Annotated in this window: 11 protein-coding genes and 1 tRNA gene; 7 read left to right on the top strand and 5 right to left on the bottom strand. The window is 70.4% G+C overall.

Annotated features, from left to right (window positions below):
• Nucleotides 1–13: 13 nt before the first annotated feature.
• On the bottom strand, nt 14–598 hold the full coding sequence (locus ACFWTE_RS23045) for a hypothetical protein (protein ID WP_378781917.1): 585 nt from the start codon (nt 596–598) through the stop codon (nt 14–16).
• A 186-nt stretch (nt 599–784) separates the two neighbouring features.
• Entirely contained in the window at nt 785–1,228 is a 444-nt protein-coding gene (locus tag ACFWTE_RS23050; protein WP_378781919.1) for an ATP-binding protein, read from the bottom strand.
• 389 nt (nt 1,229–1,617) lie between these two features.
• Here ACFWTE_RS23050 and ACFWTE_RS23055 point away from each other — a divergent pair, with 389 nt between their 5' ends.
• Genes ACFWTE_RS23055 through fxlM form a run of 3 tightly spaced genes read left to right on the top strand, consistent with a single transcriptional unit; the run spans nt 1,618 to nt 3,965 of the window.
• Nucleotides 1,618–2,436, top strand: coding sequence for a helix-turn-helix domain-containing protein (locus tag ACFWTE_RS23055; RefSeq protein ID WP_378781921.1), 819 nt, complete (start codon nt 1,618–1,620; stop codon nt 2,434–2,436).
• A gap of 16 nt (nt 2,437–2,452) precedes the next feature.
• A complete protein-coding gene (locus ACFWTE_RS23060) occupies nt 2,453–2,668 on the top strand; it encodes a DUF397 domain-containing protein (protein ID WP_378781923.1) in 216 nt (71 codons plus the stop codon).
• A gap of 58 nt (nt 2,669–2,726) precedes the next feature.
• Complete coding sequence (fxlM, locus tag ACFWTE_RS23065; RefSeq protein WP_378781925.1) at nt 2,727–3,965, top strand: methyltransferase, FxLD system; 1,239 nt, start codon at nt 2,727–2,729, stop codon at nt 3,963–3,965.
• 65 nt (nt 3,966–4,030) lie between these two features.
• Here the strand turns inward: fxlM and ACFWTE_RS23070 are convergent, their stop codons facing one another.
• Nucleotides 4,031–9,517, bottom strand: coding sequence for a carboxyl transferase domain-containing protein (locus tag ACFWTE_RS23070; RefSeq protein ID WP_378781928.1), 5,487 nt, complete (start codon nt 9,515–9,517; stop codon nt 4,031–4,033).
• A 749-nt stretch (nt 9,518–10,266) separates the two neighbouring features.
• Between ACFWTE_RS23070 and ACFWTE_RS23075 the strand changes: the two genes are divergently transcribed.
• A complete protein-coding gene (locus tag ACFWTE_RS23075) occupies nt 10,267–10,911 on the top strand; it encodes a hypothetical protein (RefSeq protein ID WP_378781930.1) in 645 nt (214 codons plus the stop codon).
• 103 nt (nt 10,912–11,014) lie between these two features.
• Nucleotides 11,015–11,176 carry a hypothetical protein gene (locus tag ACFWTE_RS23080; protein WP_378781932.1) on the top strand — a complete coding sequence of 54 codons (162 nt, stop codon included), beginning with the start codon at nt 11,015–11,017 and terminating at the stop codon, nt 11,174–11,176.
• Between the two features lie 295 nt (nt 11,177–11,471).
• On the opposite strand, the gene thrS is transcribed toward ACFWTE_RS23080, so the two are convergent.
• On the bottom strand, nt 11,472–13,445 hold the full coding sequence (gene thrS, locus ACFWTE_RS23085) for a threonine--tRNA ligase (protein ID WP_378781934.1): 1,974 nt from the start codon (nt 13,443–13,445) through the stop codon (nt 11,472–11,474).
• Nucleotides 13,446–14,025: 580 nt separating this feature from the next.
• Between thrS and ACFWTE_RS23090 the strand changes: the two genes are divergently transcribed.
• A complete protein-coding gene (locus ACFWTE_RS23090; RefSeq protein ID WP_378781936.1) occupies nt 14,026–14,328 on the top strand; it encodes a PGPGW domain-containing protein in 303 nt (100 codons plus the stop codon).
• Nucleotides 14,329–14,443: 115 nt separating this feature from the next.
• On the opposite strand, the gene ACFWTE_RS23095 is transcribed toward ACFWTE_RS23090, so the two are convergent.
• Nucleotides 14,444–14,517 (bottom strand) — tRNA-Val (locus tag ACFWTE_RS23095).
• 475 nt (nt 14,518–14,992) lie between these two features.
• On the opposite strand from ACFWTE_RS23095, the gene ACFWTE_RS23100 reads away from it, so the two are divergent.
• Nucleotides 14,993–15,415, top strand: a complete 423-nt coding sequence (locus tag ACFWTE_RS23100) for an SsgA family sporulation/cell division regulator (RefSeq protein ID WP_267948762.1) — start codon at nt 14,993–14,995, stop codon at nt 15,413–15,415.
• Nucleotides 15,416–15,484 lie beyond the last annotated feature (69 nt).

Raw genomic sequence — 15,484 nt, forward strand, 5'->3', positions numbered from 1 at the left:
GCGGCCTTCGGCCTCATCGGAACGCCCCTGCGCAGCAGGGCTTCCCGGCCCCTGATGTGCCGGGTGGCAAGGCCATCACGGAGGTCCAGACCGCCCGGGTGCTGGCGTTGGGGTGCCACCCCTGTCCGACGGTGTCGAGGTGGACGCGGGCCACCGGGGTGAGGCCGCCCGGGTCCTCTGCGGGGCGGGGTGCGGGGATGGCCGGTGTCCGCTGACGCGGAATCCGGGGCCGGATCGCGAGCAGGTGCGCGGGTGGGAGCGGTGGGAGGTAGGGGCGGACCAGAGTCTCCGCCAGCTCGTCGGGGTCTGGCCAGGTGTCGGGGGCGTTGGGAGCGTCGACCCGTGTGCCGGGCTCGAACCGGTGGTAGCCGCTCCCCGGGCGCTGGGGTCCCTGGGTGGCCGGATCCGGCCGCACCGTTGTCCTGGGTGGCCCCGCTGCGGGGCGGCGTGGGACTCGTGTGGTCGGGCGTTGCCGCTGTTCCTGGTGGGGGACGAGCACGAAGGACAGCGCCACGGCGATCAGCGCCGCGACGAGGACCCACACGCGCCCGGCCGGAGTGCGGCGCGGCCTGCGGTGGCGCCCACTAGGGTGTTCCATGGTCTCCTCCTGATTGGTGCAGGTGGGGATCACGCCCCGGTCCGGTGTTCACGCACCGGCCGGGGCACTTTTCTGGCCGACCGTCGGTGAGTGTCGACGGCCCCGAGGGGCTGCGCTTCCCGCCGCTTGCGCTCGCTGATCCGGACCGGGGCCCTCGCCCTGTTCGAGGCCGGGTTCAGGCCGGGTTCAGGCCGGGTTCTGGTGGGGGTCCGGGGCCGGGAGGTCGCGGTGGGGGTCCACCATCGCGTGGACGGTGAGGGGCGCTCCGGGGAGCCCGGTCCACCACCACTCCTCCGCGAGGGCCGATACGAGGAGCAGCCCCCGCCCGCCCTCCCGGAGGCATCCGTCCTGGGGTGACCGGGGCGAGAGGTGCGGAAGGGTGATCTGTTGGCCCGAACGGGGGCCGTCGTCGGTCACCGCCAGCACGACCACCGTCCCGGGCAGGACTTCCAGCTGCACCCGGACCCGGCCGAACCTTGTCCCGGAAGCCGTGTGCCGCACCGCGTTGGCCACCAGCTCGCTCAGCACCAGGACCGAGGGGGCGGCCCGGTCCTCGGGCAGGCGGAGCGACTCCAGACACCAGCTCCGCACGCGCGACAACTGGTCGGCCCTCCCGTCGAAGTAGGCCACACGCACTCCCCTGCGCACCCCCGTGATCCGCACCGGCAACCCACCCGCCACCCGCCGGTCCCCACCACCGCTCCACCTCGGTCGCGGCACATCGCAGCCGTCCATCAAGTTCCTCCTCGAACTCTCTTGCGCGTACAGGTCAGGCCGCACCGAAGTTCGATCGGACGCCAGTTTCCGAGACTCGGGCGTACGAACCGTCACAGCCTGTTAGCTTCGATCGTGCCACCGAGAACTAGCAAAGCGCAAGTCTCTTAATGAGAATCTCACAGAGAGATTTGCATAAAGTTGTCGCTACTCATCGCATGCGCAACACTGTGAGGCAGCGTGCGTCTGGACGGAGAAGGTGGCGTCAGTTGTCTGTGGGCAGTCCAATGGTCGCGAGGCTTGGCTTGGCCAACTTCCTCAGGGAAGCTCGCGGAAAGCGATCCTCGGCTGAGGCCGCTGCGGTGGCTGGCTTCAGCAAGGCCACGCTGTCTCGGGTCGAACGCGGCGAGACGACCATCTCCCCCGGCGACGCACGACTGCTCCTGTCGCACTACGGGGTTCCTGGGACCGTGATCGAGTCCTTCGCCGAACTCGCCTACGCAGCCAAGCAACCGGGCTGGTGGCAGCGCTACAAGTCAGCTCTGCCCGACTGGTTCAGCCTGTTCGTCGGAGTGGAGACCGCTGCACGCGAGATCCACACCTACGAGCCGGAACTGGTCCCCGGCATCCTCCAGACGCCGGAGTACTCTCGCGCTCTCATGGACAAGGACCTCAAGGTCCCCGACGTTGAGCACGAAATTCTGGAAGCCGTCAGCCTGCGGCAGCGTCGGCAGGAAAAGCTGACCGGTGACGAAGCTGCCGAGTTCCGTGCGGTCATCAACGAATCGGCCCTGCACCGCCTGATCGGCGGCCCGGACACACACCGTGAGCAGCTCGAATACCTGCTGGCCATGGGCAGCCGCGACAACATCAAGATCAAAGTGCTCCCCTTTACCTCCGGGGCCCATGCGGCTAGTTACGGAGCCTTCGTCCTTCTCGACTACACCGTGGTCGACACCGACTACGCCCTGGCCTACGTCGAGTACGCAGGTGGGGCGGTGTACCTCGAAGCCAGGGACGAGATCTCCTTGTACAGGCACATGTTCGAGAACCTCTGGCAGGACGCCGCCACTGCCGATGAGACTGAAGACCTGATCAAGACCGCGATCCGCGGACTCAGATAGCGGCACCTTAGACAAGATGGATGGTGAGATGAAGGACTCGGAAGACCCCACAGCCCTGACGTGGTACGTCTCCACCTACACCGGGGGGCAGGGAAACTGCGTCGAGGTCGCGAATCTGGCTGCTGGTGCACGCGCGGTGCGTGACACGAAGCATCGCGCCTCGGGACATCTCAGCTTCACCGGCGGCGAGTGGACCGGACTCCTCAGCACCCTCAAAAAGCTTCAGCCGTAGCCGCTCGGGGTACTCCGGACCATGCCCGGAGTACCCCGGAAGCACGGAGGAGACCCCGGTGGACGGCGACGCGAACACACCTTCGGCGACGGCACCCGGCCGCCTGCGGCACGCCATGGTGGACGAGATCCTCGCCCGGAGCACCGAACACGACCGTCCCCTGGACCCCCGCGTCGAGACCGCCCTGCGCACCGTTCCCCGCCACCTCTTCCTCCCCGGCCGCACCCTGGCACAGGCCTACGCCGACGTCCCCGTCGTCACCAGGACCGACGCCCACGGCGCCCCCACGAGCTCGGTCTCCCAACCGGCCATGGTCGCCACGATGCTCGACCAGCTCCGGCCCCGGCCGGGCCACCGCGTCCTCGAAATCGGCTCGGGCGGCTACAACGCCGCCCTCCTGAGCGAACTGGTCGGCCCCGCGGGCTCGGTCACCACCATGGACATCGACCCCGACGTCACAGCACGTGCCCGCTCCACCCTGGACGCGGCGGGCTACGACCGGGTGGAGGTCGTCCTCGCGGACGGCGAGTTCGGTCTTGCCCGCCGTGCGCCCTTCGACCGGATCATCGTCACCGTCGGGGCGTGGGACATCCCGCCCGCCTGGCCCGGACAGTTGGCCCGGGGCGGCCGGATCGTCACCCCGCTCCGGCTGCGCGGCCTCACCCGGTCCCTCGCCCTGGAGCAGGAGGGCGACCACCTCGTGAGTCGATCCGACCAGATGTGCGGCTTCGTCCCGATGCAGGGCGTCGGTGAGAGCCCCGTGCTCCGCATCCCCCTGCACGGTGCGCAGGTGGGCCTGGTCGTCGAGGACGGCCCGGTGATCGACCCGGCGTCCCTGGAGGGCGCGCTGGCCGCCCCGAGGGTGGACCTGCACTCGGGGATCGATCTCGGCCCGGCCGGGCCCTTCTCCGGGCTGGACCTGTGGCTGGCCTCCGCCTTCCCGGGCTTCTGCCTGCTCACCGCCACCCCGTGGGCCGTCGGGCACGGCCTGGTCGCCCCCGCCTGGTCCGGGGGGACCCCCGCCCTGGCGGAGGGGGGAGGCTTCGCCTACCAGGGGGCTCCCTGGCCCGTGGACCCCGGGACGGCCCGGTTCGAGTTCGTCGTCCACGCTCACGGGCCCGGGGCCGACGGCCTCGCCGCCCGATTCGCCGGCCAGGCCCGGGTCTGGGACCGCGACCACCGGCGCGGTCCGGGACCGGTCCTCACCGTCCACCCGGCCGACACCCCCGACGAGCGGCTCCCCGCCGGGTTCGTCATCGACAAGCGCCACACCCGGGTGGTCCTCACCTGGCCCTGAGTGCCTGCCGTCCCGTGGGAAGCACAGGACCGGCCGTGCTCCTGGCACGGCCGGTCCCGGGGGTGTCAGCGCTTCATGCCGTGTTCGATGGCCTCGATGATGCGCGGCCGCAGTTCGGCGGCGCTGATGATCGCGTCCACCGAGCCGACCTCGACCGCGCGCTGGATGCTGTGGACCGAGTCGAACTCCGCGGCGACCTCGCCGACCTTCTCCGCACGGACGGCGGACTGCACCTCGGCCAGACGGGCGTTCAGCGTGGCCCGCTCGGCGGCGTCGGCCACCGAGACCTGCTCGTGCAGCTCGCTCACCCGCGGGTCGTTGGCGGTGCGGTTGTTCACCTCGCCGGAGAACACCACGGCCGCGGCGGGGGCGCCGCCGAGCACCGAGGCGTACGAGCCCTCCAGCGCCAGCACCGTCATGTTCGGGTTGAGGGCCTTGGAGAACACCACGAACGCGCCGCCGTGGTAGCGGGAGATCACGCAGAACACGATGGGACCGTCGAAGTTGACGATCGCCCGGCCGATCTCGGCCCCGTACTCCAGCTGGAGGTTGCGCATCGACTCCGGTGAACCGTCGAACCCGGACAGGTTGGCCAGCACGACCAGCGGCCGGTTGCCGGAGGCGGAGTTGATCGCCCGCGCGGTCTTCTTCGACGACCGCGGGAACAGCGTGCCCGCGGTGTAGGTGTCCGGTCCGTCGGTGGGCGGGAATCCGCGCCGCGGCACCGACCGCGACTCGACACCGACCAGGCAGACCGGCCAGCCGCCGATGTGCACGTCCTGGACCGCCGAGGTGTCGGCGTCGGCCATGCCCGCCCAGCGCTCCAGCGCCAGGTGGTCCTGGTCGGACAGGGCACGCATCACCGTGCGGATGTCGAACGGCTTCTTGCGGTCCGGGTTGTGCTCGGCGGAGAAGATCTGGCCGACCGTGGTGAAGTCGCTGCCGTCGATCTGGTGCGGGAAGTCGCAGACGTCGCGGTCGACCGGGTCGCTCGTGTCGGCCTTGCGCGGCGCGCCCTCGCCCGGGACCACGTAGGTGTGGTCGTAGTGCGCCATCAGCACGTCGCGGGCGGCCGGCAGGTTGGGCGCCCAGTACTGGGCCTGGCCGTTGGGGCCCATCACCCGGTCGTAGCCGCCGATACCGAAGTTGTCCTCTGCCGACACGCCGCCGGAGAAGTCGAGCGACTGCTTGCCGGTGAGCACCATCGCGGAGTCCGGCGTCATCACGAGGATGCCCTTGGTGTGCATGAGCATCGTCGCCTCGGCGTTCCAGTACGGCTGGGCGCCGACGTTGATGCCCGCGACGACGATGTTGATCTCGCCGCCGTCCTGGGTGTACGTGACGATCCGCTTGAGCGCGGCCGCGACCCAGTCCATGTTCTCGGTGCCCGAGGACATCGAGATGCGTGCACCCGCCGAGAGCGCGAACCACTCCAGGGGGACCCGCATGCGCTCGGCCAGGTCGATCGCGGCGATCACCCGGGAGCACTCCGGCTCCGACAGGGCGCCCAGGGCCTTGGTGGGGTCTCCGAGCAGCACGACGCGGGTGACGCCCTCGGGGTGCCGCGCGGTGGGCGTCGTGACGACGCCCGCGACGATCGCCGCGGAGTTCCCGCCCTTGGGCCGGTCCACGGGCACCAGGAGGCCGTGCGCGTCGAGGTCGTGCTCGACGAAGCGGCCCTCCGGGCCGGCGAGCAGGCCGGTCAGCTCGTACGGGTAGGTGTTGCCGCGCCGGGCCGCGCGGAGCACCTTCTGGCGGTAGTCGTCCAGGGGCGGCACCGGCTCGGTCGAGGGCTTGTCGACGTGCAGGCGCGCGCCGTGGCCCGAATCGAGGGTGATACGCACGGCGACCTCGGTCAGCTCGCCCTCGTCGGTGCGCTGGCGGGCGATGAACTGGACCTCCTCCAGGCCGGCGCCCTCCGTGGTCGGGAGGATGCGCTGGACCAGCGTGTCGAGTTCGTCGGGGGTCAGCTCGGTCGCCGGCCAGACGTACATCATGATCCGGTTGGTGTCGAAACGCCGGTTCTGCGGACCCTGTGCGCGGATGTTGCGGATCGCGTCGAGGCATCCGGCGATCGTGTCCTCCACCACGGGCAGCGCGACCAGGCGGCCGTCGGCGTCGCGCAGCGGCGTCAGGTCGCGGACCTGGCCCATGGCGATGAGCCGCTCGTCGGCCGGGTTGCCGCGCGCCACGGCCTTGAACAGGTAGATCTCCTCGTCCGCCGAGGGCAGGCGGGTGAGGTCGAACTCGCGCAGCCGCTGCAGCTGGAGGCGGCGCGCGATCTGCGGGTGCAGACCGCGGATCAGCCGGTCCTCGGTGAAGCCGTCGCCGTCGGGCCGGAAGGTGAAGTGGTGGTGGATCACCGCTCCGCTGGTGCCCGCGACGGTGGCGGTGACGCGGCGCAGGCCCGAGGGGAGCGGGTGCTCGGCGAGGATCTCCCCGAGCCGCACCGCCATCGCGTCGGCGTCCGGCTGCCCGTCCCACGTGACGTACAGGTCGGCGACCAGGCCCCGTTCGGCGGCGTCGGCGGCGAACCCGCCGACCGCTCCGACGGCGTCGGGCAGGGTGTCGATGTCGACCGCGGTGGTGACCAGGCGTGTCGCGCCGTCGGTACCGGTGTGGTCGGCGGTGACGAACCGGCAGCCGGCGGTCTCCCGGACGGTGACCTCGGACAGTCCGCGGTTGCCGTAGTACCGGCGGGTCAGGACCTCCAGCAGCGGCGCGTGGTCGCGGCCGGGCCGCCCGATCCGCTGGCCGATCAGCCGGACCAGCGGTTCCGCGCTGGCGACCATGGTCTGGATCCGCTCCGCGCGGTCGGGCGCGTCCGGGTTGCGGTCGAGGTAGCGCAGCCCGTCGCGCACGGAGGCGTAGACCTCTGCGCGGTTGCGGCGCAGCAGGGGCTGGGCGAACCAGCGGAACACCACGCCGCGCGCCAGGTCCGACACCGCGGGGAAGCGCACCTGGGTGGCCTCGACGAGGTGTTCCAGGGCGCGTCCGGCGCGCTCGCTCAGCGGCTCCAGGGGCGGCGCCCCGGCCAGCCACTGGCGCAGCAGTTCCGAGACGACCGCGACGTCGGTCGGCATCCGGTGGAGCGCGAGGCAGATCCGGAAGACCGCGGCCTCCAGCTCCGGTGTGCGGTCGAGGTCGGTGATGCCGTAGTGGGCGAGGACCGTGGCCAGCTTGGCCTGGAAGCCCTCCGGGACGCCGGCGCGTTCGACGTCGAGGCTCTGGAGGTAGCTGTGGAAGAACTCGCGCGGGCTGTGCACGGGGCTGCGCGGCTCGGTTTCGAGTTCACCGGCCGGCTTGTTGCGACTCAGCTCGGACAGGTCAGCGAAGACCGTGATCAGGTCCAGCTCTCCCTCGACCGGCCGTCCGCCCAGTTCGGCCCGGGCGGCCAGGTAGTCCGACAGCACGCGGCGGCGGTCGTGCGGGTCGACGTCGAAGCCGAGCAGGAGGCTGCGCAGGTCCTGGAGGCCGCGCTCGACGCGCTCGGCGGCGGACGCCGCGACGGGCTCCGGGGGGAGATCGATCTCGACGGTCTCGGCGGTGCCCTTCGCCTCCTCCTCCGCGCCCTCCTCCGCGAGGGGTTCCAGACGCATCAGCGGGGCACCGGACTCGACCTGGCTGCCCACCGACACCGGGCACTCCCGCACCCGGGCACGGAACGGTGCGCGCAGCACCGTCTCCATCTTCATGCTCTCCAGCACCAGGATCGGCGCCCCCGCCTCGACGTCGTCACCGACCCCCAGGGGCGTCGACACGACCAGGGCGGGCGCGGGCGAGCGCACGACGCCGCCCTCGTCACGGCTGATCCGGTGGGTGACACCGTCGACCTCGACCAGGTGGATCGGCCCGTGGGTGGCCGACACCAGGCGGAACCGGCGGCCGTTGACCACGATCCGGCCGCTGTGCTCGTCGAAGCGCTCGACCTCGATGTCCGCCGGGTGTACGTCGCCACCGCCGGAGACACCGACCCGGAAACGCCTCTGGCCGACGCGGGCGACGCTCACGCGGTAGCCCACGCCGCGGAGCTTGAGCTCCAGCGGGCGACCGCTCTCGTGCTGCACCTGCGGGCGGCCGCCGTGGGCGGTGGACAGCAGCCGTTGGCGGCTGGCGTCCTCCTCGTCCTGGTAGGCCTCGATCGCGGCCGCCGCCACCGCGATCGCGGCGTGCCGGTGGGTGGTCAGGCGGCCTTCGGAGCGCACCCTGTCGATCCACCCGGTGTCGGCGCTGGCGTCGATCACCTCGGGCTGGTCGAGCAGGTCGACCACGAAGCCCTTGTTGGTCGCGCCGCCGTCGATGATGACGGTGGTCTGGGCCATCGCGCGGCGCAGGCGGGCCAGCGCCTGGTCGCGGTCCCGGCCGTAGGCGATGATCTTGGCGATCATCGAGTCGAAGTCGGCGGGGATGGTGTCGCCCTCGCTGACGCCGGTGTCGACGCGGATACCCGGCCCGGCGGGCAGGATCAGGCGCGCGATGCGGCCGGGAGCGGGCGCGAAGTCGCGGTCGGGGTCCTCGGCGTTGAGCCGGGCCTCGACGGCGTGACCCGTCTCAGCGGGCTGCTCACCCTCCAGCCGCCCTCCGCTCGCCACGTGCAGCTGGAGCCGGACCAGGTCGGTGCCGGTGGTGATCTCGGTGATCGGGTGCTCGACCTGGAGCCGGGTGTTGACCTCCAGGAAGGCGAACAGCTTCTCACCGGGGTGGTACAGGAACTCGACGGTGCAGGCGCCGCGGTAGCCGACGGCCACGGCGAGGCGCTCGGCCGAGGTCTTCAGCTCAGCGGTCTGCTCCGGGTTCAGGACCGGGGAGGAGGACTCCTCGATGACCTTCTGGTTGCGGCGCTGCACCGAGCAGTCGCGGACGCCCAGCGCCCACGCGGTGCCCTGCCCGTCGGCGATGACCTGGACCTCGACGTGCCGGGCCCCGGTGACCAGGCGCTCCAGGAAGACGATGCCGGAGCCGAAGGCGCGCAGCGCCTCCTGGCTGGTGCGCTCGTAGGCCTCGGCCAGGTCCTCGCCCGAGGCGACCATGCGGATGCCGCGGCCTCCGCCGCCCGCGGTCGCCTTGAGCATCAGCGGGTAGCCGATCTCGTCCCCGGCGCGCAGCGCGTCCTCCAGGGTGGCGACCTCGCCCCGGCTCCACGGAGCGACCGGGACGCCGACCTCCTCGGCGATGAGCTTGGCGCCGATCTTGTCACCGAGCCTGCGCATGGCCTCCGCGCTCGGCCCGACGAAGGTGACGCCGATCCTCTCGCACAGCTCGGCGAAGGCCGGGTCCTCGGCGACGAAGCCCCAGCCGACCCAGGCGGCGTCGGCCCCGGTCTCCACCAGCGCGCGTTCCAGGACGGCGTGGTCGAGGTAGGGGCGCGCCGAGGCCGGGCCCAACGCGTAGGCGATGTCCGCCTCACGGACGAAGGTCGCGTTGCGGTCGGCGTCGGTGTAGAGGGCGACCGTCTCGATACGCGTCCCGATCTCCGCCGAAAGATCCCGAACGGCGTGGATGAGGCGCATCGCGGCCTCTCCACGGTTGACGATGGCGACACGATTGAACACCGGTTGAGCCTCCCAAGTACCCACGCACAGAAGGCGACCTCCAAAGCCCGGAGCGTCGCCTCCACCTATCTATACCTTGCTCGATCAGGACCCGGTACATCAATATCCCGAACCGCTCATGGCGGATCTGCTGTGTTGTGGGAACCCCACAAAGAGCTCCCCCTGTCCGGCGGTCCGGCCCCCTGCTGTGCGAGGTGTGCCACAAAAGGGACACACGTCCGCGTCGGGGCGACCGAACGCACGGGCTCCCAGCAGCCGCAGGTCCGCCGTACAAGGGGCATTGTCGGAAGGACAACGTTTTCCACCGGGTGTTGTTCACCGGCCGCCCGTGGCCGGTTCCGGACAATGACCACCCGTGGCCGATTCCGGACAATTATTACCCTCTGTACTTATGGAATCACCTGCAGTTCTTCCGTGGTTGGCGAAATCGCGTCGTCCGGGGTGCGGGAAAGCGCACAGGAACGGCAATCCGCCGTGTCGACCCAGGTGGCGGGCGATGGCGGGCATTGACTCGCCACGGCGCTGCGCCTGATTCCGGCGGGTATGGGGATGACACGCGGGGTACGTGAACTCCGAGAGTCACCGGTGATCAACACCAAGGGGTGACAAGTACCAGCAATCAGCACAGAATGGAGCCGTACGGCCAGTACGGGTCCCTTGTTTCCGGGCCCTGAAGACCCGGCCCGCTCCGGCGGGCCCCGCTCCGGGTCCACGGCCGCCCCACGTTCCCCAGCCGGAGGAGACACCGGATGGAAGGCGCCCTGCCTGTGATCGCGCTCGTCGTCGTGGTGGTGTCGGCCGGCGCGATCGCGGTCGCCGCGCACTTTCGCAAGGAACGCGCCGCGGAGCTCCGCGGCTGGGCCCGCGAGCACAGCTGGACGTATGCCGAGCACCGGTCGGCCCCCCTGGGCGACACGCTCCTCCCCCGCTGCGCCAACGGCCCCCACCCGCGCGCCCAGCACGTCCTCTCCGGACGCCGCGGCAGACACGCGGTCGTCATCTTCGAGCACACCCACACGGCGAGGAACGGCACCGCCAAGGTCCGGCAGGCCTACCGCATCGTGGCGGTCCGCACCCCCGGTCCCAACGCCGATCTGGAGATCCGCCGACGGGACCGTCCCGCACCGTCCGACGACGCCTTCGAGAGCACCTTCCACGCCGTCGGCGGCGACACCGGGTTCGCCCGGTCCGTCCTCGACCGAGCCATGACCGCGTGGCTGCTGTCGGACCCCCGGTCGCGGTCACTACCGGTACGCTTCAGCGGCGACTACGTCCTCACCTGGGCCGCCATGCGCCTGGACCCGAACCGGTCCCTCACCGCCGCCGACTACCTCATCGACATGGTGGAGCGCATCCCCGCGGAGGCGTGGAACCGGCACACCACGGGCCCCTGACCGGGGTCACGGTTCCCTGCGCCCGAACCTGAGCGGGCGGACTCCTCCGCAGGAGAGGGATAGGATCCGCTGTGCCCCGAAGCAACTAGGAGTAGCAACCCTCATGAGCGACCCCAACGCGACGCACCGCATCTCGCGCGCGGACCTCTTCCGCGACGACGAGGAGGAGCAGAACGCACCGGACCCCAACGAGACCGCGCGCATCACCCGCGCGGACCTGTTCCGGGACGACGACGAGCCCACGGCACCGCGCGAGCAGCGCTGAGATCCCGGCCGGCGTGGCCGCGGAGACGACCAGGACGAACGAGCGCCCACCCGGAAGATGCGGGTGGGCGCTCTGCCGTGCGCGGCGGCCCGTACCGCCGACCGGGAACCCCCGGGTGCGGAGGGGCGTTCCCTAGGTCGTGTTTTTTTGATTCTTCCGGGCTCGCGGCCACCAGGCTGCCTCTCGCCGCGCCTCTGCGCTCGTGAAGCACAACCAGGCTGAACTTCGCACATCGTCTTGCGAGAGATCGCCTGGACGGCCGCTCGCCGACCCGAAAGCCTCCAAAAAACACTCCCTAGCGGCGCTCGCGGACGGCCGCGACGATCTCGGCCACGGCCTCGTCGATCGGCACGCCGTTGTTCTGGGAGCCGTCACGGAAGCGGAAGGACACCGCGTCCTTGCTGATGTCCTCGTCACCGGCCAGCAGCATGAAGGGCACCTTCTGCTTCTGGGCGTTGCGGATCTTCTTCTGCATGCGGTCGTCACCGGCGTCCACCTCGACGCGGATGCCCTCGGCGCGCAGCTTGGCCGCGACCTCCTGGAGGTAGGGCACGTGCTCGTCCGCGATGGGGATGCCGACCGCCTGAACCGGGGCCAGCCAGGCGGGGAAGGCGCCCGCGTAGTGCTCCAGCAGGACGGCGAAGAAGCGCTCGATGGAACCGAACAGGGCGCGGTGGATCATCACCGGCCGCTGGCGGGAGCCGTCGGCTGCGGTGTACTCCAGGTCGAAGCGCTCGGGCAGGTTGAAGTCCAGCTGGATGGTGGACATCTGCCAGGTGCGGCCGATGGCGTCCTTGGCCTGCACCGAGATCTTGGGACCGTAGAAGGCGGCGCCGCCCGGGTCCATGACCAGTTCGAGGCCCTGCTTCTCGGCGGCCTCGCGCAGGGTGTCGGTGGCCTCGTCCCAGACCGCGTCGTCCCCGATGTACTTCTCCGGGTCCTTGGTGGACAGCTCCAGGTAGAAGTCGTCCAGGCCGTAGTCGCGCAGCAGCTCCAGCACGAAGGTCAGCAGCGAGTCGAGCTCGTCCGCCATCTGCTCCTTGGTGCAGTAGATGTGCGCGTCGTCCTGGGTGAAGCCGCGTGCCCGGGTCAGTCCGTGCACCACGCCCGACTTCTCGTACCGGTACACGGTGCCGAACTCGAACAGGCGCATCGGCAGCTCGCGGTAGGAGCGCCCGCGCGCGTCGAAGATCAGGTTGTGCATCGGGCAGTTCATCGGCTTCAGGTAGTAGTCCTGACCGCCGTCGAGCTTCATGGGGGGGTACATGCCGTCCGCGTACCAGTCCAGGTGCCCCGACTTCTCGAAGAGGGTGCTCTTGGTGGCGTGCGGGGAGTAGACGAACTCGTAGCCGCTCTCCTCGTGGCGCTTGCGCGAGTAGTCCTCCATCACCCGGCGGATGATGCCGCCCCGCGGGTGGAAGACGGCCAGGCCGGAGCCGATCTCGTCCGGGATGGAGAAGAGGTCGAGCTCGGCGCCGAGCTTGCGGTGGTCGCGCTTCTCGGCCTCCTCCAGGAAGGTCAGGTAGTCCTTGAGGGCTTCCTTGGTCTCCCAGGCGGTGCCGTAGACGCGCTGGAGCTGCGGGTTGGTCTCCTTGCCGCGCCAGTAGGCGGCGGCGGTGCGCATGAGCTTGAACGCGGGGACGACCCGGGTGGTGGGCAGGTGCGGCCCACGGCACAGGTCCTTCCAGCACTGCTCGCCGGTGCGCGGGTGGATGTTGTCGTAGATGGTGAGCTCGCCGGCCCCCACCTCGACCCCGGCGCCCTCGGCGGCCTCGGTGGCGCCGCCCTTGAGGCCGATCAGCTCCAGCTTGTAGGGCTCGGTGGCCAGCTCCGCGCGGGCGCCCTCCTCCGATACGACGCGGCGGTCGAAGCGCTGCCCCTGCTTGATGATCTGCTGCATCTTCTTCTCGATGCTCTTGAGATCGGCGGGGGTGAACGGCTCGGCGACGTCGAAGTCGTAGTAGAAGCCGTTCTCGACGGGCGGGCCGATGCCCAGCCTGGCCTCGGGGAAGAGCTCCTGGACCGCCTGGGCGAGGATGTGCGCGGTGGAGTGGCGCAGGATGGCCCGGCCCTCGTCGGAGTCGATCGCGATCGGCTCGACGACGTCGCCCTCGCGCAGTTCCCGGGCCAGGTCGCGCGGCTCGCCGTTGACGAGCGCCGCGACGACGGTCCTGCCGTCGGCCTCCAGTGCCTGCCCCGCCGTAGTAGTGGCCGCCACCGCACGCGGGGTTCCGGCGAGGGTGATGTGCAGCTCAGGCGCGGCGGACACGGTGACTCCTAGGGACGTGGATGGCGGTCTAACGCGTACCAGCCGCCCCGTGGGGCGGCCAGGCGTTTTCCTTCGATGCTATCGGCTCCGGGGTGGCTCCGCCCCGGTCGTCCACAGGTCCGGCACCATGGAGCGGAGCCCCGGGCGATGCCTGCGCGGAGCCCCCGTCCGGCCGGGGAAGGGCTCCGGGAACCCGCCCCGAATCCCGGTGATTCGGTCGGGGGATTCGGCTGCCCCGCCCCACTCCGGTCGGCCCCGCTTTTCCAGGGGAAACGGCGGCAGGAGGGACGACTCCCCTCTCGGAGACCCGTTCTGTCAGGGAACGTCACCTTTCCGGCAGCTGTCCACAGCCCTACCAAAGACCATTGATCCGCGGATCGAGATCGGTGACAATCAGCAGACATCCGACCACTGGCCACCGTCGACCCGAATGCACCCAGTCGCTTCGACCGAATACTGTGAGCGCATGTCACCGAGCCCACCGACCGGCCCACCGGCCCCGGAGACATCCCCCTCCCACCGCACCCGCACGAGGAGGTGGCGGCGGCTTCGCGCGAGGCTGCGCCTCTTCCGCAGGCGCATGCACACCCACCCGGCGCTGCGCCTGCCCTGGCGCATCCTCGTGGGCACGGTCGGCACGCTGGTCGTCCTGGCCGGGCTCGTGATGATGGTGTTCCCGGGGCCGGGGCTGGCGTCGGTCATCCTCGGCCTGGTCATCTTCAGCACCGAGTTCCGGTGGGCCCAGCGGTTGGTGCGGCCCGCACGCGTGTGGTTCCTGCGCGCCGAGCAGTTCGGGATGCGTCTCAAGGACGAGGCCTTCCGACGCTTCCGGAAGCGTCGCGCGCGGCGGCGCGCACTGACCGGCACCCCGCCGCACGAGTAGGCGGCAGGGCACCGCACGTCCCCGGCGCGGAGTCCGTTTTGCCCCGCCTGTGACCGGACACGACGAAAGAGGGAGGGTCGGCTCCGCGTGAAGCGGTGCCGACCCTCCCTGTGTGTGGGCGATACTGGACTCGAACCAGTGACCTCGTCGGTGTGAACGACGCGCTCTAGCCAACTGAGCTAATCGCCCTGAACTGCTGCGCTGTCCGTCCTCTCGGCCGGACAAGAAAAACTTTAGCGCATGTTCGGGGGTGCTCGACGCACGCGGCCCGCCCGGTAGACCCCCTGTAGTGTGACAGAGATCACAACATACTACCGGCAGGTTCGTGGGAGTGTCTTCTGTCGGTGGTGATTCCCGCTGTGAGAAGGAGTTCCCGCCCCCGTGGACCCGTCGAGTACCACCGCGACATTACCTCCGCGTGACGCGGACCACCCGACATGGGGAAATCTTTGGTTTCTCCTGGTCATTACAGTGACGAAGGATCGTGGAGCCGCGTTGCGGCGAGCTGGGCCCGCTGGGCGGGCAGCGAGACCTCCGGTCCCATCCGACCAAGAAAGTCTCCGTACTCACGTCATGGTCCGCGGGAAGCCGCGTTGGAGCGAGTGAGACGGCAACCGACCCGCGCCGCAACGAGCAGGGCCGGACGAGAAAAGGTTTGGCGAACATGAACAGTAGCGACACCACTGCCACCGCCGAGCTGGGCCTGCGGCTCGTGGTTCCCGAACGCACCTCGGTTCCCCTGGTCGCCCGGCTGGACTACAGCTCGGACGACCCGTACGCGATCCGGGTCGCGTTCCACACCGGCGAGGACAACCCCGTCGAGTGGATCTTCGCCCGCGAACTCCTCACCGTCGGCATCGTGCGCCCTGTCGGCGAGGGGGACGTGCGCGTGTGGCCGTCCAAGGACGAGAGCGGCGAGCGCAGCGTGAGCATCGCGCTCTCCTCGCCCTTCGGGCAGGCCGAGTTCGACACCCAGGTCTCCCCGTTGGCGGAGTTCCTGCACAGGACCTACGAGATCGTGCCCGCGGGCCAGGAGGCCCAGTTCGTGGACCTCGACGAGGAGATCCAGCAGCACCTGCACTCCTGAGGCCCCTGGGGGACTCCTGACAGCTTCCGACACGACGTAAGGGGCGGCACTCGGCGTCCAGGTCCAGGC

Source organism: Nocardiopsis sp. NPDC058631 (genome assembly GCF_042716955.1).
Taxonomy (GTDB): Bacteria; Actinomycetota; Actinomycetes; order Streptosporangiales; family Streptosporangiaceae; genus Nocardiopsis.